Raw genomic sequence first — 20,262 nt, 5'->3', positions numbered from 1 at the left:
GCCATGCTACTCCATCGAGCCTGGCTGATGATTTCAAAAAGGCTTGTCGAACGTGATTTTCGGTTCTTTCCACGGCCCCTTGACGGTGTACTTGACGCTGGCGAAACGCGCCACGCGGTCGCCGATCAACTTGTCGATCAGGAACAGCGCGCCTCCGATGGCCGGTGCGCCGACAATCAGCGCGGCAATTGGCAGGTTATTGGTCACCGGCAAGGTCACCAGCAACTTGGCATCGACCTTGTCGCCCACCAGGTCCAGGGTGCCATTCAACTCGATGTTGCTCGATGGGCCAGTCATCAGGATCGGCTCGCGGGTGACGTAGACCCCGTCACTTGCGACCAGCAGTCCCTTGACCCGATCGTAGCTCAAGCCTTTGCCGAACAGGTCGGAAAAGTCCAGGCGCAGGCGCCGGCCGATGGAGTTGAAGTTCAGCAGGCCAAATACCCGCAATGCCTGGGCGCCGCCATCAACTTCGACGAACTGGCCTTTATTCAGCGACGCATCGAGGCTGCCGGAGAAGCGCTTGGTGGCCAGCCAGGCTGGCGAACCGGGCCAGCGACCGTCGACGTCCATGTGAAAGTTTTCACTGGTGACACTCGGCGCGAATCCCCAACCCTTCAGTACGTCGGCGAGATTCTTGCCGCTGATCCGGCCCTTGTACCAGCTGCTCGATGCGCCCGGTGTGCCTTCCCAGCCACCGCTGCCTTGCAGCAGGATGCCCTTGAGGCCCAGGTCCAGGGTGTTGAGGGCAATGCCTTTGGCCGTGGGGCGGACCTTCAGCGACCAGGCGCCAACCAGGTCCTTGCCCTGGTACAGCTGGTTGATCATGACATCCAGCGCCGGAATCTTTGTCGGGTCCACGGTGGCCAGCGGATCCGGCGAATTCTCATCGGCGAGGACCGTCGGATCGGGCGCTGGCAACTTCACGTACTGCAGGTTGATGGCAATCGGCGCACCTTTGGCGTCAGGGATGGCGACCGTGCCCTTGACCTGTTGGCTGTCGAGCTGCAGGGCCCACGAGGCCGGCCTGCGGTTCAACTGCACCGATGCCTGATCCAGGGTCGTACCCATGGCGGTGAGCTTGCCGATCTTCAGGTCGGCGCTGCTGAGCAACTGCTTGGCACTGCCGCCAGGATCCTGGCCGGCATATTTGTCTGCCAGGTCCTTCCAGGGCCCGACGTCCAGTTCCGGTAGCGAACCGCGCACTCGCAGGCCCTTGGCACCCGGCACGACGGCCTGTCCGCCACCTAGCAGCAGTTCGCCACGACCTTCGGCGAAATTGCTGACGGGTGCTTCATAGGTGAAGTTCGCCACCTCGCCGTAATTGACCCAGTAACGCCGATCCTCACCCTGCAGGGTCATGCGGAACGTGGTGTCGCGCCCTACATCCGCTGCCATCCCAAACGGCGCAGGCAGATCGATGGCAACGCCCTTGAGATTGGAGCTGACCAGTAACTGGCTGTCGGCTCCGCCAAGGTTGAGCTGCAGTTGATAGGGAATCACGCCGGTGACCGGCAACGGCTGCGTCACGCTTAACCAATCGGTAAGTTTTTTCACCTCGACCTGACCCGATGCCGTCACCCGGGTTTTCAGATTGCCGGCACTGCCATCGGCAAAGATCTGCGCGGAGACCGGCTTATCAAAGGCCCGTGCCGTGATGTTCTGACCGCTAAGGCCTTTGGTGCTGTCGAAACGGAAATCACCCTTGAGCTGGGTCAATTCCAGTGCCGGTTCGCTCAATTTCAGGCGCGACTTGGCGGTCTTGAAGTCGACCAGGATTTTCGGTAGCTCGCCCTTGGCCAGCGCAATATCCAGCTTCAGCTTGCCCTGCAGGTCGCCCTCGCCTTCCCAGCCGGCAAAGGTCTGCGCGGTACCGATCGGCGCGGTCTGGAGAATTTTCAGGCCATCGCCCAGGCCCCCGGCAAAAGCGCCGTCGAGCAGCAGGTGACTGCTTTTGCCGGCAGCCGCATGGGGAATTTCGACGTAGATATCGCGAACCTGGGTGTCGAGCAACTGCCCTTTGCTGGCAAGAATCCGCACCCCACTGTCCTCGATGAACACATCGCCACTGACCTTGCTGACATGCGGCCAGCCTGGCTGGAAGGCCAGTTCTGCGTCATGAACCTTGAAGAACAGGCTGATGCTGCGATCCGCTTCTGCAGCGCCGTGGGCCAGCGAGCCCTGGTACTGGAAGAAACCTTCGTCTACCGCGCCCTTGAGAATCGCGGTGCGCAGCCATTCGTCCAGCGCCGGGCTCAATACGGTCGGCAGGTACTTGGCAGTGTATTTACCATCGCCATCGACCAGGCCGACCCGCAAGTCCATGTAGTCTTCCTGGCTGTGGTCGAAGTGCAGGCGAATCAGGAAGTCGCCGGCAATCTTGCCCTCTTCGCCCAGCACTTTCAGGTACGGCGCAATCAGGGTAAAACCGTCTTTATCGAGCTTCCAGGTCAAGCGCGCGTTGGCCTGAAGGTATTGCCATGGCTTGGCGAAGATCGGGTCGAGGTGCAGGACAAAATCCTTGCTGTCCATGCGCAATTCGCCGCCGTCGAGGTTGCCGCTCAGGCTGCCACTGACATTTCGTGCGGCCGGCGCGCCGTGATAAGCGTCGAAACCGACCTGATCCAGATTGGCGGCGAAGCCGAATTTGCTGCCGTCAGTGGCGCCGGGACGGAAATCCAGCAGCACATTGCGCAGCCCACCGGTGACTTTCAGATGATCGACCGCCGTGGCGAAACCTTGCGGCAACGGCCCCAGCGCATTGAGTAGTGGTGTGATCGGGGTCAGGTCGAGGCGATCGGCCTGCATGTGCCAGAGCTCGTCAACCTTGTCGGTGGCACGAGTCTGTTGCAATTGGATATGCGACTCCCAACGGTTTTCGCCAAAATTCATCGCCAGCGAATCGAGGGTGACGGTCGCCCCTTCGGCACGGTTCTGGTAGTAGGCGTTCAGCGCCAGATTGTTGATCTGGATCGGTTTGCGATCCGCGTAAGCACCGGTCAGTTGCGGCGCGTTCACACGAACCGCAGCACTTTGCAGAGTGCCCTCGGCCCAGTTGACCCAGAGCTCGCCACCGGCCTTGATCTCGGAGAAATTCCACTGCCGGGTCAGACGCTCGGGTAGCCATTTCGCCCAATCGCTTTGCGGCAAGCTGGCATAGCCTTCAACTGCACTGTCCTGCCATTGGCTAGGACGCATGCGTGTGCGCAGGGTCAAGGCGACCGGCTGGCCGTCGGGCAGGGTCAGACGCGCATCAAGACGCTGGCGGCTGGCACCGGTCTTCAGATTGAGGCCGACATAAGTCAGCGTGAGAGGCGCGTGATCCAGTGGCTGCAAGGTCACCTGACTGTCGAGCACCGACAGCTGTTGAATCATTTGCGAGCGATTGAACAGTTGCTCCGGATCAAACGGTTGATCCTTCTGCACCGGCAGACCTTCCAGCGACCAACTGCCGTCTTCGCCTTCCTTGAGGCTGATCTTCAGACCATTGAGCTCGAGGTGAGCAATACGCACTTCACGGGCCAACAGACTGGCCCATAGATCCGGCACTGCCCGCACGCGGTCCAGACGCAAGGCATTCGCGCCGTCGCCAACCATCACGTCATGAGCCAGCAGGATCGGCGCGAAACCGCTCCAATTGCCTTCCAGTTCGCCGATCTGCAACGGCATACCGAGGGCAGCACTGGCCTTGTCTTCAATTTCGGTGCGGTATTCGGCGACCAGCGGCGTCAGTTCCCGCCCAAGGCTGACGTAGAGCGCCATCAGCACCAAAGCCAACGCGCACAGGCCCAGACCCCAGCGGGTCAGTGCGGCCAAAATGCGTGTCAGACGGTCCATGTCAGTTGGCTCCCATGGCGTTAAAACTGCAGAAAGCTGAGGCCAGCTGTTCCAGGTGATTGACGACGTAAGGGTTCAGAGCAGCACCACGTCGTATTGTTCCTGTGAATACATGGTTTCCACCTGGAACCGGATGGTGCGGCCGATAAATCCTTCGAGTTCGGCGACATTGCCGGACTCCTCATCCAACAGACGGTCGACAACTTTCTGGTTCGCCAATACACGATAGCCTTCGGCCTGATAGGCGCGAGCCTCCCGCAGGATTTCCCGGAAAATTTCATAGCAGACGGTTTCCGGCGTCTTCAGCTTTCCCCGGCCCTGGCAGCTGCTGCAAGGTTCGCACAGCACCTGTTCGAGACTTTCACGGGTACGCTTGCGGGTCATCTGCACCAGGCCCAGCTCGGTGATGCCGATGATGTTGGTCTTGGCGTGGTCGCGCTCCAGCTGTTTTTCGAGGGTACGCAGGACCTGGCGCTGGTGCTCTTCGTCTTCCATGTCGATGAAGTCGATGATGATGATCCCGCCCAGGTTGCGCAGGCGCAGTTGACGAGCAATCGCCGTGGCCGCTTCGAGATTGGTCTTGAAGATGGTTTCTTCGAGGTTGCGATGCCCGACAAAAGCCCCGGTGTTGACGTCGATGGTGCTCATGGCTTCCGCCGGATCGACCACCAGATAACCACCGGATTTCAGCGGTACTTTGCGCTCAAGGGCTTTCTGGATTTCGTCTTCAACGCCGTACAGGTCGAAAATAGGCCGTTCACCCGGGTAATGTTCCAGACGATCGGCAATTTCCGGCATCAGTTCGGCGACGAACTGCGTGGTTTTCTGGAAGGTTTCCCGCGAGTCGATGCGGATTTTTTCAATTTTCGGGCTGACCAGGTCGCGCAATGTGCGCAACGCCAGGCCAAGATCTTCGTAGATCACACTCGGTGCACCGATGGTTTTGATCTGTTCGTTGATCTGGTCCCACAGACGTCGCAGGTAGCGAATGTCCATGAGGATTTCATCGGCGCCGGCCCCTTCGGCGGCGGTACGCAGAATAAAGCCGCCAGCCTCTTTGATGCCTTCTTTGGCCACGCAATCGCTGACCACTTGCTTGAGTCGTTCACGCTCGGCTTCGTCTTCGATTTTCAGGGAAATGCCGACGTGGGCGGTGCGTGGCATGTACACCAGATAGCGCGACGGAATCGATAACTGCGTGGTCAGCCGCGCTCCCTTGGAGCCGATCGGGTCTTTGGTGACTTGCACCACCAGACTCTGGCCCTCGTGCACCAGCGCGCTGATGCTTTCCACCGCAGGGCCTTCACGCAGGGAGATTTCCGAGGCATGAATGAACGCTGCGCGGTCCAGGCCGATGTCAACGAACGCCGCCTGCATCCCCGGCAGCACACGGACGATCTTGCCTTTATAGATGTTGCCGACGATCCCGCGTTTTTGTGTGCGCTCGACGTGCACTTCTTGCAGCACACCGTTTTCGACCACCGCCACGCGCGATTCCATCGGCGTGATGTTGATCAGAATCTCTTCACTCATGGCAGGATCTCGTTCAGGCATGTTCACGATAATGGCCGCATCTTGATTCGTACGACGCTCATTGCGCGTTCAGGTTTTGCCAACAGGGTATGCCGAAATGGCCCAACAGTTCTGCGGTTTCGCAAACAGGCAGCCCGACGACCGCCGAATAGCTGCCATTGAGCCCCGCGACAAACACCGCGCCGAGGCCCTGAATGCCGTAGCCGCCGGCCTTGTCCCGGGGTTCGCCGCTGGCCCAGTAGGCCGCCGCTTCTGGCGCTTCAATGCGGCGAAAACGCACCAGGCTGCGGATCACCCTGGATTCGCAATGCACGCCATCGAGCACGGCGATACCTGTCAGAACTTCATGCTCGCGACCGGACATCATCATAAGCATGGCGCATGCGTCAGCTTCGTCCACCGGCTTGCCAAGAATTTTCCCGTCCAGCACTACGGCGGTGTCGGCGCCCAGCACGCAATACTCTGCGGCGGACACGACAGCATCACGCCCGGCCTCGGCCTTGCCTCGCGCCAGGCGCTCGACGTAGGCCGAAGGGGATTCGTCATTCAAGGGGTTTCATCGATGTCCGCACTGATGGCGGAAAACGGCACGCCAATCTGCGTGAGCAACTCACGCCGACGTGGCGAGCCTGAGGCGAGAAATAGCTGTTTCATCACGACATCTCCCTGTCCAGTAAACCCGTGCGGGCAAATGCCTGACCGAATTAGTTGATCTTGTAGCGTCGACGCAGCCCGCGCAAACCGTAGCTGATCCACGGCCACAGCAGGGCACTGACCAGCGCGGGCAATACCAGCGCCAGTGTCGGCTGGCGATTACCGGTGAGGGCGCTGAGCCATAGCTGAACCAGTTGGGCCAGGCCGAAGATCACCAGGATCACCAGGCTCTGCTGCCACATGGGGAACATCCGCAGGCGTTGTTGCAGCGACAGCACCAGGAAGGTGATGAGCGTGAGAATCAAGGCGTTCTGGCCCAGCAGCGTGCCATAGAGCACGTCCTCGGCCAGACCCAGGCACCATGCGGTGACCATGCCGACTTTCTGCGGCATCGCCAGTGCCCAGAAGGCCAGCAGCAATGCCAGCCACAATGGGCGCAGGATTTCCATGAACTGCGGCAGCGGTGAGACGCTGAGCAGCATGCCGATGGCGAAGGTCAGCCAGACGATCCAGCCGTTTCGGGATGCAGTCGTACCGACCATTATTCTCGTCCCCCAGTGTTAGCCGGTGCAGAGACAGGCGGTTTGGCAGCAGGCCTGGTGACCGGCGGCTTTGTCACCACAGGCTTGACCGGGGTCGCGGCGGCAGGCGTCACCGGCGCGACGACCGCCGGCACAGCGGGAGCTGCGGGCGCGGTCGCTGCCGCCGGGACCATGGCAGGTTTGGGCACCGTGGCAGGAATCATCGGGCCGCCACCGTACTGGTCCAGGGTTTCCTGGGCTTGGGCTGCGTCATTGGCACGCTCTTCGGCCGTGCGCCCGTCGCTGAACACCAGCAGCAGGTAACGACTGCGGTTCAAGGCGGCGGTGGGCACGGCGCGAACGATGGCAAATGGCTGGCCGGAGTCATGGATCACTTCCTTGACCGTGGCCACCGGGTAACCGGCCGGGAACCGCTGGCCCAAGCCGGAACTGACCAGCAGGTCGCCTTCCTTGATGTCGGCCGTATCGGCCACATGGCGCAATTCCAGGCGTTCCGGGTTGCCGGTGCCGCTGGCAATGGCCCGCAGACCATTACGGTTCACCTGAACAGGAATGCTGTGTGTGGTGTCGGTCAGCAACAGTACACGCGAGGTGTACGGCATCAACTCGACCACCTGCCCCATCAAGCCGCGCGCATCGAGCACCGGCTGACCCAGCACCACGCCGTCGCGCTCACCTTTATTGATGATGATGCGATGGGTGAAAGGGTTGGGGTCCATGCCGATCAACTCGGCCACTTCGACCTTTTCGTTAACCAGCGCGGAGGAATTGAGCAACTCGCGCAGCCGAACGTTCTGCTCGGTGAGGGCGGCAAGCTTCTGCATGCGACCCTGCAACAGCAGGTTTTCGGTCTTGAGTTTTTCGTTTTCGGCGACAAGCTCGGTGCGGCTGCCGAACTGACTGGCGATCCCTTCCCACAGCCGTCCGGGCAGGTCGGTAATCCAGTAGGCGTCCATCAGCACCAGCGACATTTGGCTACGCACTGGCTTGAGCAGTGTGAAGCGGGCATCGACCACCATCAGCGCGACCGATAGCACGACCAGCACCAACAAGCGCACGCCCAACGAAGGGCCTTTGGCGAAAAGCGGTTTAATAAGCCGCTCCTCCCAGGCAAATGTTCTGTTTATTCATACGGCATCAAACCGGCCTGGATGAAGACTGACAGAAGATAAACGCCAACAGGCAGCACTGCAAAGTGCTGCCTGCGCGCTCAACAGCATAGATGCAACCCCGCGACTTATTCGCTGGAGAGCAGGTCCATGGTGTGTTTATCCATCATTTCCAATGCACGGCCACCGCCGCGAGCAACACAGGTCAGCGGATCTTCGGCAACGATCACCGGCAGACCGGTTTCCTGGGCCAGCAACTTGTCGAGGTCACGCAGCAGCGCGCCACCACCAGTCAGCACCAGGCCACGCTCGGCGATGTCGGAAGCCAGTTCCGGCGGCGATTGCTCCAGCGCGCTTTTCACGGCCTGAACGATAGTGGCCAAGGACTCTTGCAGAGCTTCCAGCACTTCGTTGGAGTTCAGGGTGAATGCGCGTGGAACGCCTTCGGCCAGGTTGCGACCGCGAACGTCGACTTCGCGAACTTCGCCGCCCGGGTAGGCCGTGCCGATTTCCTGCTTGATGCGCTCAGCGGTGGATTCACCGATCAGGCTGCCGTAGTTACGACGCACGTAAGTGATGATCGCTTCGTCGAAGCGGTCGCCGCCAACACGCACGGATTCGGCATAGACCACACCGTTCAGGGAGATCAGCGCGATTTCGGTAGTACCACCACCGATATCCACGACCATCGAGCCGCGCGCTTCTTCTACCGGCAGGCCGGCACCGATCGCAGCCGCCATTGGCTCTTCGATCAGGAACACTTCACGCGCACCGGCACCAAGGGCCGATTCACGGATGGCGCGACGCTCAACCTGAGTGGATTTGCACGGAACGCAGATCAGCACACGAGGGCTAGGCTGCAGAAAACTGTTTTCGTGAACCTTGTTAATAAAGTATTGCAGCATCTTTTCGCAGACGCTGAAGTCGGCGATCACGCCGTCCTTCATCGGACGAATGGCAGCAATGTTGCCCGGTGTACGGCCGAGCATGCGCTTGGCCTCGGTGCCGACAGCAACGACACTTTTCTGGTTACCGTGTGTCCGAATGGCCACAACCGATGGCTCATTCAGGACGATACCGCGCTCGCGCACGTAAATAAGGGTGTTGGCAGTGCCCAGGTCAATGGAAAGATCGCTGGAAAACATGCCACGCAGTTTCTTGAACATGGGAAAGGGACCCTAGGCAACGCGTGGGTAAAAAAGTGCGGCAAACTCTAACAACGACAGGGATTTTGGGCAAGGCGCCAATATGTTAAATTGGCCGCTTTTCTGTGCACCAAGCCCCACAATCGCGGCCTTATGACCGTAGAAGTGCGGTAGTGTTCCGACAATCTAACACACGGACGCCGTCCGTTCTGTTTTCCACAGGAGAATCCCGATGGCGCTAGAACGCTCCGACGTGGAAAAAATCGCTCATCTGGCCTGCCTTGGCCTCAATGATGCCGATCTTCCACACATTACTTCCGCTCTCAACAGCATTCTCGGTCTGGTCGACGAAATGCAGGCTGTTAATACCGACGGAATCGAGCCTCTGGCCCACCCGCTGGAAGCCAGTCAGCGCCTGCGCGCCGACATCGTGACCGAGACCAATCATCGCGAGGCCTATCAGTCCATCGCACCAGCGGTCGAAAACGGCCTGTATCTGGTTCCGAAAGTCATCGACTAAAGGGAAAGAGCCTGCAATGCATCAAATGACTCTGGCCGAGATCGCCCGCGGTCTCGCCGATAAAAAGTTTTCCTCCGAAGAGCTGACCAAAGTCCTGCTGGCGCGTATCACCCAGCTCGATCCACAGCTCAACAGTTTCATCAGCCTCACCGAAGAGCTGGCCATCGAGCAGGCGAAAGCCGCCGACGTACGCCGCGCCAACGGTGAGAGCGGCGCGCTGCTTGGTGCGCCGATCGCTCACAAAGACCTGTTCTGCACCCAGGGCATCCGCACCAGCTGCGGCTCGAAGATGCTCGACAACTTCAAGGCACCGTACGACGCCACCGTGGTCGCGAAACTGGCTGCGGCCGGGGCCGTGACCCTGGGCAAGACCAACATGGACGAATTCGCCATGGGTTCGGCCAACGAGTCGAGCTACTACGGCGCGGTGAAAAACCCGTGGAACCTGGAACACGTACCGGGCGGTTCGTCCGGTGGTTCGGCAGCGGCAGTTGCCGCGCGTCTGTTGCCGGCGGCGACTGCGACCGACACGGGCGGTTCGATCCGCCAACCGGCGGCGTTCACCAACCTCACCGGCCTGAAACCGACCTACGGTCGTGTTTCGCGCTGGGGCATGATCGCTTACGCCTCCAGCCTCGATCAGGGCGGCCCGTTGGCGCGCACTGCCGAAGACTGCGCAATTATGTTGCAGGGTATGGCCGGCTTCGATCAGAACGACTCCACCAGCATCGATGAGCCGGTGCCGGATTACTCCGCCAGCCTCAACGAATCGCTGCAAGGCCTGCGCATCGGCGTGCCGAAGGAATACTTCAGCGCCGGTCTCGATCCGCGCATTGCCGAGCTGATCCAGAACAGCATTAAAGAGCTGCAGAAGCTCGGTGCCGTGATCAAGGAAATCAGCCTGCCGAACATGCAGCACGCGATTCCTGCGTATTACGTGATCGCCCCGGCAGAAGCGTCTTCCAACCTGTCGCGTTTCGACGGCGTGCGTTTCGGCCACCGCTGCGAGAACCCGCAAAACCTGATCGACCTGTACAAGCGCTCACGTGGCGAAGGCTTCGGCCCGGAAGTCCAGCGCCGGATCATGGTCGGTGCCTACGCGCTGTCCGCCGGTTACTACGACGCCTACTACCTGAAAGCGCAGAAGATTCGTCGTCTGGTGAAGAACGACTTCATGGCTGCCTTTAATGAGGTCGACATCATCCTCGGCCCAACCACGCCGAACCCGGCCTGGAAGCTTGGCGCCAAGAACAGCGACCCGGTCGCCGCCTATCTGGAAGACGTCTACACCATCACCGCCAACCTCGCGGGCCTGCCGGGCCTGTCGATGCCGGCCGGTTTTGTCGACGGTCTGCCGGTTGGCGTGCAGTTGCTCGCGCCGTATTTCCAGGAAGGTCGCCTGTTGAACGTTGCTCACCAGTATCAGTTGAACACTGACTGGCACACCCGCACCCCAACCGGCTTCTGAGGAGACACACATGCAATGGGAAGTCGTGATCGGGCTGGAGATTCACACTCAGCTCACTACCCGGTCGAAAATCTTTTCCGGTAGTTCCACCACATTCGGCTCCGAGCCGAACACCCAGGCCAGCCTGATCGACCTGGGCATGCCTGGCGTTCTGCCGGTGCTGAACCAGGAAGCCGTGCGTATGGCGGTGATGTTCGGTCTGGCGATTGACGCCGAGATCGGTCAGCACAACGTATTCGCCCGTAAAAACTACTTCTACCCGGATCTGCCGAAGGGCTACCAGATCAGCCAGATGGAATTGCCGATCGTCGGCAAGGGCCACCTGGACATCGCCCTGGAAGACGGCACGGTCAAACGCGTCGGCATTACCCGCGCGCACCTGGAAGAAGACGCCGGCAAGAGCCTGCACGAAGAATTCAACGGTGCCACCGGCATCGACCTGAACCGTGCCGGTACACCGCTGCTGGAAATCGTTTCCGAGCCTGACATGCGCAGCGCCAAGGAAGCCGTGGCTTACGTCAAGGCGATCCACGCGCTGGTGCGTTATCTGGGCATCTGCGACGGCAACATGGCCGAAGGCTCGCTGCGTTGCGACTGCAACGTATCGATCCGTCCGAAAGGCCAGGTCGAGTTCGGCACGCGTTGCGAGATCAAGAACGTCAACTCGTTCCGCTTCATCGAGAAGGCGATCAACTCCGAAATCCAGCGTCAGATCGAGCTGATCGAAGACGGCGGCAAGGTCATTCAGCAGACCCGCCTGTACGATCCGAACAAGGACGAAACCCGTCCGATGCGTTCGAAAGAGGAAGCCAACGACTACCGATACTTCCCGGATCCGGACCTGCTGCCCGTGGTCATCGAGGACTCGTTCCTCGACGACGTGCGCGCGACCCTGCCGGAATTGCCGCCGCAGAAGCGCGAGCGTTTCCAGGAGCAGTTCGGTCTGTCGGTCTACGACGCCAGCGTCCTGGCCACCAGTCGCGAACAAGCCGATTACTTCGAGAAAGTCGTGAGCATCAGCGGCGACGCCAAGCTGGCGGCCAACTGGGTGATGGTTGAGCTGGGCAGCCTGTTGAACAAGCAGGGCGTGGACATTGACCAGTCGCCGGTCTCGGCCGAGCAACTGGGCGGGATGCTGCTGCGCATCAAGGACAACACCATCTCCGGCAAGATCGCCAAGGTGGTCTTTGAAGCCATGGCCAACGGTGAAGGCAGCGCAGACGAGATCATCGAAAAGCGCGGCCTGAAGCAGGTTACCGACAGCGGTGCGATCTCGGCGGTGCTCGACGAGATGCTCGCGGCCAACGCCGAGCAAGTTGAACAATACCGCGCGGCAGACGAAGCCAAACGCGGCAAGATGTTCGGCTTCTTCGTCGGCCAGGCGATGAAAGCTTCGAAAGGCAAAGCCAACCCGCAGCAAGTGAACGAACTGCTGAAAAGCAAGCTCGAAGGCTGATGAAAAATGGGGCCAGCCTTCAAATCTGGCTCGACTCCTTGTGGGAGCCAGCCTGCTGGCGATAGCGGTCTGACATTCACCCTGTTCGTGTCTGACACTCCGCAATCGCCCGCAGGCTGGCTCCCACATTTGTTTTCGGGAAACCCTGAATGAAGCGTCTACTCGGGCTTTGCGCCCTGCTCTCTCTGTTGGCCGGCTGTTCCAGCAATGAAATCGTCGATCCCCACGGCTACGACAAGACCGGCACGGCGTCCTACTACGGCGCCAAACACCAAGGGAAACGCACCGCCAGTGGCGAGCCTTTCAACCAGAATTCCCTGACTGCCGCCCACCGCCAACTGCCGTTCGGTACGCGGGTGAAGGTCACCAACCTGAAAAACGATAAGTCTTGCGTGGTCCGCATCAACGACCGTGGGCCGCACACCCGTGGGCGCTTGATCGATGTTTCACGCGAAGCCGCCGAACAACTCGGTATGCTCGGCAGCGGCACCGCGCGGGTTCGCGTGCAAGCCCTCGACGACTGACAGCTGGAGCGCCGACCATTTTCGGACTTGCAGATTTGCCCCTGATCAACGTAATTGAATTGCTCAGCGGCCTGGTTCTACTGATCGCCGGCGCCGAGCTGATGGTGCGGGCCGCCGTACGCCTGGCCGCACGCCTGCACGTGCGGCCGCTGATCATCGGCCTGACCATCGTCGCCCTCGGCAGCAGCGCGCCACAAATGGCCATCAGCCTGCAGGCGACCCTGGCACAGAACGTCGACATTGCGGTGGGCAGCGTCATCGGCAGCAGCATTTTCAACATCCTGGTAACGCTTGGCCTGTCGGCGCTGATTATCCCCCTGCGGGTGTCCCGGCAGGTGGTGCGCCTGGATATTCCGCTGATGATCGGCGCCAGCCTGCTGGTGTTCATACTCGCCTGGAATGAAGAACTGACCCGCTTCGACGGCATGGTGCTGCTGGCCGCGCTGATGGTGTACCTGGGCCTGTTGTTGCGCCAGTCGCGCCACTCGGCGCGGCCGCCATCTCACGATGAAACTCGCCAGGCGCCCTGGTTCAGCAGCCTGCTGATGATCGTCGCCGGCCTGGGGATGCTGGTGTATGCCGGCCACCTGCTACTGGGCGCTGCGGTCGCGGTCGCGACTGATCTTGGGCTTTCGGAACGGATCATCGGCCTGACCATCGTGGCCATCAGCACTTCCCTGCCGGAATTGGCCACCTCGTTGATTGCGGCCTTGCGCGGCCAGCGTGAAATTGCCGTGGGCAACGTCATTGGCAGCAACCTGTTCAACCTGCTGGGCGTGCTCGGCGTCACGGCGCTGATTGCTCCGACGCCCTTGTCGGTCTCGCCCAACGCCCTGGATTTCGACCTGCCGGTGATGCTCGGCGTCGCGGCGCTGTGCCTGCCAATCTTCTACTCCGGTTATCGGGTGACGCGTGCCGAAGGCCTGGTTTTCCTGGGACTGTACCTGGCCTACGGCCTGCACGTGGTGTCCTTCACCACCGGCATGCCGCTGGCCGGCAAGCTTGAACACCTGATGCTGTTTTTCGTCCTGCCAGCCCTGGTGGCGTTTGTGCTGCTTACGTCACTGCTCGCCTGGCGTCGCCAACACCACAAAAAGGAAGTGCCATGACCGACAATAAAAAACCCGGCGTTGAAGTGCGTCGGCAAGTGATGGGCGATGCTTTTGTCGATCGCGCACTGGGCAATGCCACCGACTTTACCCAGCCGCTGCAGGACTTCGTCAACGAGCACGCATGGGGCAGCGTATGGAATCGCGAGGGCCTGCCGCTGAAAACCCGCAGCCTCATCACCCTCGCGGCGCTCACTGCGTTGAAGTGCCCGCAAGAGCTGAAAGGCCACGTGCGCGGTGCACTGAACAACGGCTGCACGGTGGATGAAATTCGCGAGGCGCTGCTGCATTGCGCGGTGTATGCCGGTGTGCCGGCAGCGATTGATGCGTTTCGGGCGGCGCAGGAAGTGATCGATACCTATCAGAAGCCCGAGTGATTATTCGAAAGTTGTGGTGATAGGTCTGCCGCCTTCGCGAGCAGGCTCGCTCCCACAGGGGAATGCATTCCAAATGTGGGAGCGAGCCTGCTCGCGAAGAGGCCCGAAAGAGCGCCGCAACCCCCTGGGCTAAATCCACCCGCCCCACTGCAACAAAAAGATCCCGACATTGGTGGTCACCGCCGCAATCAAGGTCGTGATCACTATGATCGCTGCCGCCAGCTCGTGGTTGCCATTGGCCTGGCGGGCCATGACAAAACTGGCGGCAGCGGTCGGGCTGCCGAAGTACAGGAACAAAATTCCCAGTTCCGCCCCGCGAAAACCCCACAGCCAAGCGCCCAGCGTCGCCAGCACCGGCAGGCCGATCATCTTGACCAGGCTGGAACTGAGCGCCATCGAGCCACTTTTTCGCATCGCTGCCAGCGAAAGGGTGCCGCCGATGCAGATCAGGGCCAGGGGCAAAGTGGTCTGCGCCAGGTACTGACCTGAGGTTTCCAGCCATCCCGGCAAACCGATCTTGAAATAAGCAAACGGCGCCGCCGCAATCACGCTGATGATCAACGGGTTGATCATCACGCTCTTGAAGATGCTCCACGGATCAGACTTGATCACCGGGCTGTACACCGCCAGCACGATGGTCGACAGCGTGTTGTAAAACAGGATCACCAGCGCCGCGAGAATCGCCCCGAGGGAAATGCCGTAATCGCCGTACATGCTCGCAGCGAGTGCCAGACCGATCACGCCGTTATTGCCGCGAAATGCGCCTTGGGTATAGATGCCGCGGTCTTCGCGCGGGCATTTGAAAATCGCCCAGCCCCAGGCCAGGGCAAAACTCACCAGCGTGGCGAGGGAAAAGTAGATCAGCAGCGCCGGTTGCAGTGCAGCGTGCAGGTCGGCGTGCAGAATGCCGAGGAACAGCAGCGCCGGCATCGTGACGTTGAACACCAGTGACGAGGCGGTGTGGATGAAGTTGTCGTTGATCCAGTCGATGCGCTTGAGCAGCACACCGAGAAACAGCATGGCAAACACCGGCGCGGTGATGTTCAGGGTTTCGAGGAAAATTGCCAGCATGCCGGAGAGCCTTGGGTGAGCGTCGTTAGGGGGCAATGATAAGCCACCCGGGACGTTGGCGTCTGGTAGACCGCTATCGCTGGCAAGCCAGCTCCCACAGATTCCTCGGCGTGCATACGTTCTATGCAACGCAGAAATCCCTGTGGGAGCTGCCTAGCCAGCTCTCACAGATTCATCGACGTTCATACGTTTTATGCAACGCCGAAATCCTTGTGGGGGCTGGCTTGCCAGCTCACACAGATCCTCGATGTTCATACGTTTTATGCAACGCAGAAATCCCTGTGGGAGCTGGCTTGCCAGCGATGCAGGCGACGCGGTCTTAGGTAATCGGCGCCGGGTTGAACAGGGTGATGTCGTTATGCAGCTTGTGCTGCTCGGCCCATGTCTGTTTCTTGCCGCTGGCAACATCCAGGTAATAGTGGAACAACTCCCACCCCAGGTCCTTGATCGAAGCCCGCCCTGTCGCAATCCGCCCGGCATCGATATCGATGAGGTCAGGCCAGCGTTGCGCCAGCTCGGTGCGGGTCGAGACTTTCACTACCGGCGCCATCGCCAGACCATACGGGGTACCGCGCCCGGTGGTGAATACGTGCAGGTTCATCCCGGCCGCCAGCTGCAAGGTCCCGCAGACAAAATCACTGGCCGGGGTTGCGCAGAAAATCAGGCCTTTGCGCTTGAAGCGTTCGCCAGGGCCCAGCACGCCATTGATCGCGCTGCTGCCAGACTTGACGATCGAGCCCAACGACTTCTCGACAATGTTCGACAGCCCGCCCTTCTTGTTGCCCGGCGTGGTATTGGCGCTGCGATCTGCTTCTCCTTTGGCCAGATAACGGTCGTACCAGTCCATCTCGCGCACCAGCTCCTCGGCGACGGTCTTGGTCTCGGCGCGGGAAGTCAGCAGATAAATCGCATCGCGCACTTCGGTGACTTCGGAAAACATCACCGTCGCCCCCGCGCGCAACAACAGGTCCGAGGCATAACCCAGCGCCGGGTTGGCGGTGATGCCGGAGAAGGCATCGCTGCCGCCGCACTGCATGCCGAGGATCAGCTCGGACGCCGGCACGGTTTCGCGGCGGCGCTGGTCGAGTTTCTTCAGGCGGACTTCGGCCAGTTGCATGATCTGCTCGATCATCTCGGTGAAACCGTGACTGGAATCCTGCAAGCGATACAGCCATGGATCGCTGAGATCGACCGACGCATCATCCTCATGCATCACCTGCCCGGCCTGCAATTTCTCGCAGCCCAGACTGATCACCAGCGCCTCACCACCGAGGTTCGGGTTGCGCGCCAGATTGCGCACGGTGCGAATCGGGATGTAGGCGTCGGTGGCGGTAATGGCCACGCCGCAGCCGTAACTGTGGGTCAGTGCCACCACGTCATCGACGTGCGGGTACTTCGGCAGCAACTCGTCCTTGATCCGTTTCACCGCGTGATCGAGTACGCCGGTGACGCACTGCACCGTGGTGGTGATCCCGAGAATGTTCCGCGTGCCGACGGTGCCGTCGGCGTTGCGATAACCCTCGAAGGTGAAGCCTTCCAGCGGTGTTTGCGCGTCCGGTACCTCGGTAGACAGCGGCAAGCTGTCCAGCGGCGGCGCGGTGGGCATGCGCAGTTGATCTTCCTTGACCCAACTGCCACGGGGGATCGGCTGCAACGCGTAGCCAATGATTTGCCCGTAGCGAATTACCTGGCCGCCCTCGGGAATGTCTTCCAGAGTGACCTTGTGGCTCTGCGGCACGAAATCCACCGTGACCAGGCCATCGGGGAATTCAGTACCGGCCGGTACACCCTGGTCATTGACCACAACCACTACGTTGTCCCGCTCGTGCAGGCGGATGTAGCGCGGCGAGTCGGAATGTTCAATCAACTGCATGACGCCGCTCCTCAGGAATGCGCTTGGGACAATTTATTATGCGTTTCAGAACCGCTCACCGGCGGTTCCTTGAGCACCACACGTTTGATCGGGCCAACGATGACCAGATAGCTGAACACCGCGACCAGTGCGTTGGCACCGACAAACACCAATGCCCATTTGAACGAACCGGTGGAACTGATGATGTAGCCGATCACGATTGGCGTGGTGATCGACGCGATGTTGCCGAAGGTGTTGAACAGGCCACCGCTCAGACCGGCGATCTGTTTCGGCGAGGTGTCGGAGACCACCGCCCAGCCCAATGCGCCAACGCCTTTGCCGAAGAAGGCCAAAGCCATGAAGCCGACGACCATCCACTCTACGTCAACATAGTTGCAGGCAACGATACTGCTCGATACCAGCAGGCCAGCGATGATCGGCGCTTTGCGGGCGAAAGTCAGTGAATGGCCCTTGCGCAGCAGGTAATCGGAAATCACTCCGCCCAGCACGCCGCCGATGAAACCGCAGATCGCCGGCAAGGACGCGATGAAACCGGCCTTGAGAATGGTCATGCCACGCTCTTGCACCAGATACACCGGGAACCAGGTCAGGAAGAAGTAAGTGATGCCGTTGATGCAGTACTGGCCCAGATAAACGCCGAGCATCATGCGATTGGTCAGCAATTGACGAATGTAATCCCACTTCGGGCCATCAGCCTTTTTGCCTTGCTTGACATCCATGTCGACCATGCCGCCGTTGTCGGCGATGAACTGCACTTCCGCTTCGTTGGCCATCGGGTGTTGGCGCGGGCTGTGGATAACCTTCAGCCAGATGCCTGAAAAGACGATGCCGAACACGCCCATGACGATGAACACGTGCTCCCAACCGAAGGAGTAGACGATCCAGCCCATCAGCGGTGCGAACAACACGGTGGCAAAGTATTGCGCCGAGTTGAAGATCGCCGAGGCGGTGCCGCGTTCAGCGGTCGGAAACCAGGCCGCGACGATGCGGGCGTTGCCGGGGAAGGATGGCGCTTCAGCCAGCCCCACCAGAAAGCGCAGCATGAACAGCGCAACGATGGCCGTGGACATGCCGAACTCACCGACAAAGCCTTGCAGCACGGTAAACAGCGACCAGGTGAAAATGCTCAGCGCATAGACTTTTTTCGAGCCGAAACGATCGAGCAACCAGCCACCGGGAATTTGCCCGGCGACGTAGGCCCAACCGAATGCGGAGAAGATATAACCGAGGGTGACCGCGTCGATACCGAGGTCTTTTTGCAGGCTGGAACCGGCAATGGCGATGGTCGCGCGGTCGGCATAGTTGATCGTGGTCACCAGGAACAGCATGAGCAAGATCAAATAGCGGACGTGAGTAGGCTTGGACGATTGCATGTAGATGTACTCCCACTGATTATTTTTATGCGGGTAATAACGGTGTTCTGTAGGCGCTGATTTCCTGTGGGAGCCGGGCTTGCCCGCGATGCAGGCACCGCGCAGTGTCAGTCACTTTCGCGGTGATGCTATCGCTGGCAAGCCAGCTCCCACAGGTATTGCGTGGATCAGGAACCGATGTAACTGGTCTTCACGACCGTGTAGAACTCTTGCGCATAGCGGCCTTGCTCACGGGATCCATAGGATGAACCTTTACGCCCACCGAACGGAACGTGGTAATCCACGCCAGCCGTCGGCAGGTTGACCATCACCATCCCGGCCTGGGAGTGGCGCTTGAAGTGGTTGGCGTACTTCAGCGAAGTGGTGGCGATGCCCGCCGACAGACCGAACTCGGTGTCGTTGGCCATGGCCAGCGCGGCGTCGTAATCGGCCACCCGAACAATGTTGGCCACCGGGCCGAAAATCTCTTCGCGGCTGATGCGCATCGCCGCTTCGCTGTCGGCAAACAGGGTCGGCGCGAGGTAGTAGCCTTCGGTATCACAGGTCACCAGGCCGCCGCCGCTGACCAGACGCGCACCCTCGGACTGACCGATGTCGATGTACTTCATGTCCTGCTCAAGCTGCGCTTGCGAAACCACCGGACCGATGTCGGTACCGGATTTCAGCGCGTGGCCGACCTTGATCGACTTCATGCGCTCGGCCATGGCTTCAACGAACCTGTCGTGAATCCCGGCGGTAACGATCAAGCGGCTCGATGCGGTGCAACGCTGGCCAGTGGAGTAGAACGCGCTCTGTACCGACAGCTCGACCGCTTGCTTGAGGTCGGCATCGTCGAGAATGATCTGCGGGTTCTTGCCGCCCATTTCCAACTGCACTTTGGCCTGGCGCGACACGCAGTTGACGGCGATCTGCCGACCAACGCCGACCGAGCCGGTGAAGCTGATGCCATCGACTTTCGGGCTCTGAACAAGCGCGTCGCCAACCACACGACCGCTGCCCATCACCAGGTTGAATACGCCGACCGGGAAGCCTGCGCGGGAGATGATTTCAGCCAGGGCCCAGGCGCAGCCCGGGACCAGATCGGCCGGTTTCAGCACGACGCAGTTGCCGTAGGCCAGAGCCGGGGCGATTTTCCACGCAGGAATGGCGATCGGGAAGTTCCACGGCGTGATCAGACCGACCACACCCAGCGCTTCGCGGGTGACTTCAACGTTGACGCCCGGGCGCACTGACGGCACGTAATCGCCAGACAGGCGCAGGCATTCACCGGCGAAGAACTTGAAGATGTTACCGGCGCGGGTCACTTCGCCGATGGCCTCAGGCAGGGTCTTGCCCTCCTCCCGCGCCAGCAAGGTGCCGAGTTCTTCGCGACGGGCGAGGATTTCCGTGCCGACTTTGTCCAGCGAATCGTGACGAGCCTGAATGCCCGAAGTGGACCAGGCCGCAAACGCAGCGCGAGCGGCGTCGATGGCGGCGTGGACCTGGGCCAGGTCCGCCTTGGCGTACTCGCCAATGGTATCGGTCAGCTCGGACGGGTTGATGTTGGCCGAGTAATCGGCACCGGCAACCCATTCACCGTTGATGTAGTTGTCGTAGCGCTTTGCATTTGTCACTGGGCAGCCCTCAAAACTAAAAGCCTTTACGCAAAAAGCCGCTGATTGCTCAGCGGCC

At 60.4% G+C, this 20,262-nt stretch carries 15 protein-coding genes and 1 pseudogene; 6 read left to right on the top strand and 10 right to left on the bottom strand.

Features of this window, described 5'->3' with window-relative positions:
* Positions 1-33: 33 nt before the first annotated feature.
* From JFT80_RS08040 to mreB, 6 genes and pseudogenes are all read right to left on the bottom strand, one after another.
* On the bottom strand, positions 34-3,837 hold the full coding sequence (locus JFT80_RS08040; protein ID WP_201147512.1) for a YhdP family protein: 3,804 nt from the start codon (positions 3,835-3,837) through the stop codon (positions 34-36).
* Positions 3,838-3,912: 75 nt separating this feature from the next.
* Positions 3,913-5,370 carry a ribonuclease G gene (gene rng / locus JFT80_RS08035; protein WP_201147511.1) on the bottom strand — a complete coding sequence of 486 codons (1,458 nt, stop codon included), beginning with the start codon at positions 5,368-5,370 and terminating at the stop codon, positions 3,913-3,915.
* Between the two features lie 58 nt (positions 5,371-5,428).
* A pseudogene (locus tag JFT80_RS08030) lies at positions 5,429-6,024 on the bottom strand (nucleoside triphosphate pyrophosphatase).
* A gap of 50 nt (positions 6,025-6,074) precedes the next feature.
* On the bottom strand, positions 6,075-6,566 hold the full coding sequence (mreD, locus tag JFT80_RS08025; RefSeq protein ID WP_045061471.1) for a rod shape-determining protein MreD: 492 nt from the start codon (positions 6,564-6,566) through the stop codon (positions 6,075-6,077).
* The gene (gene mreC / locus JFT80_RS08020) at positions 6,566-7,660 is read right to left on the bottom strand and encodes a rod shape-determining protein MreC (protein ID WP_201147516.1); all 1,095 of its coding nucleotides are present in this window, start codon (positions 7,658-7,660) and stop codon (positions 6,566-6,568) included. Before mreC ends, mreD begins: the two co-directional genes overlap by 1 nt.
* Positions 7,661-7,803: 143 nt before the next feature.
* On the bottom strand, positions 7,804-8,841 hold the full coding sequence (gene mreB, locus JFT80_RS08015) for a rod shape-determining protein MreB (RefSeq protein ID WP_002555108.1): 1,038 nt from the start codon (positions 8,839-8,841) through the stop codon (positions 7,804-7,806).
* A gap of 211 nt (positions 8,842-9,052) precedes the next feature.
* On the opposite strand from mreB, the gene gatC reads away from it, so the two are divergent.
* The 6 genes from gatC (at position 9,053) to JFT80_RS07985 (ending at position 14,274) form a co-directional block, all read left to right on the top strand.
* Positions 9,053-9,340, top strand: coding sequence for an Asp-tRNA(Asn)/Glu-tRNA(Gln) amidotransferase subunit GatC (gatC, locus tag JFT80_RS08010; RefSeq protein WP_150769385.1), 288 nt, complete (start codon positions 9,053-9,055; stop codon positions 9,338-9,340).
* 16 nt (positions 9,341-9,356) lie between these two features.
* Positions 9,357-10,808 carry an Asp-tRNA(Asn)/Glu-tRNA(Gln) amidotransferase subunit GatA gene (gatA, locus tag JFT80_RS08005; protein WP_201147510.1) on the top strand — a complete coding sequence of 484 codons (1,452 nt, stop codon included), beginning with the start codon at positions 9,357-9,359 and terminating at the stop codon, positions 10,806-10,808.
* Between the two features lie 10 nt (positions 10,809-10,818).
* Positions 10,819-12,264 (top strand): Asp-tRNA(Asn)/Glu-tRNA(Gln) amidotransferase subunit GatB, encoded by a 1,446-nt coding sequence (gatB, locus tag JFT80_RS08000; protein WP_201147509.1) that lies wholly within the window; start codon positions 10,819-10,821, stop codon positions 12,262-12,264.
* 149 nt (positions 12,265-12,413) lie between these two features.
* On the top strand, positions 12,414-12,788 hold the full coding sequence (locus JFT80_RS07995) for a septal ring lytic transglycosylase RlpA family protein (RefSeq protein ID WP_201147508.1): 375 nt from the start codon (positions 12,414-12,416) through the stop codon (positions 12,786-12,788).
* Positions 12,789-12,832: 44 nt separating this feature from the next.
* On the top strand, positions 12,833-13,897 hold the full coding sequence (locus tag JFT80_RS07990; RefSeq protein WP_122838603.1) for a calcium/sodium antiporter: 1,065 nt from the start codon (positions 12,833-12,835) through the stop codon (positions 13,895-13,897).
* Positions 13,894-14,274 carry a carboxymuconolactone decarboxylase family protein gene (locus tag JFT80_RS07985; RefSeq protein ID WP_201147507.1) on the top strand — a complete coding sequence of 127 codons (381 nt, stop codon included), beginning with the start codon at positions 13,894-13,896 and terminating at the stop codon, positions 14,272-14,274. The genes JFT80_RS07990 and JFT80_RS07985 overlap by 4 nt, the downstream gene beginning before the upstream one ends.
* A gap of 129 nt (positions 14,275-14,403) precedes the next feature.
* Here JFT80_RS07985 and JFT80_RS07980 read toward each other — a convergent pair whose 3' ends face one another.
* The 4 genes from JFT80_RS07980 to JFT80_RS07965 all read right to left on the bottom strand — a co-directional run bounded on the left by JFT80_RS07980 (position 14,404) and on the right by JFT80_RS07965 (position 20,204).
* Positions 14,404-15,345: an AEC family transporter gene (locus JFT80_RS07980; protein WP_201147506.1), complete on the bottom strand. Its 942-nt coding sequence runs from the start codon at positions 15,343-15,345 to the stop codon at positions 14,404-14,406.
* Between the two features lie 319 nt (positions 15,346-15,664).
* Positions 15,665-17,218, bottom strand: coding sequence for a galactarate dehydratase (gene garD, locus JFT80_RS07975; RefSeq protein ID WP_201147505.1), 1,554 nt, complete (start codon positions 17,216-17,218; stop codon positions 15,665-15,667).
* Positions 17,219-17,229: 11 nt separating this feature from the next.
* Entirely contained in the window at positions 17,230-18,591 is a 1,362-nt protein-coding gene (locus JFT80_RS07970) for an MFS transporter (RefSeq protein WP_201147504.1), read from the bottom strand.
* Positions 18,592-18,758: 167 nt separating this feature from the next.
* Positions 18,759-20,204 (bottom strand): aldehyde dehydrogenase family protein, encoded by a 1,446-nt coding sequence (locus tag JFT80_RS07965; RefSeq protein ID WP_201147503.1) that lies wholly within the window; start codon positions 20,202-20,204, stop codon positions 18,759-18,761.
* Between the last annotated feature and the right edge of the window lie 58 nt (positions 20,205-20,262).

This window comes from Pseudomonas sp. TH10, assembly GCF_016651255.1.
Classification (GTDB): domain Bacteria; phylum Pseudomonadota; class Gammaproteobacteria; order Pseudomonadales; family Pseudomonadaceae; genus Aquipseudomonas.
This window is presented reverse-complemented; position numbering and strand designations above follow the sequence as displayed.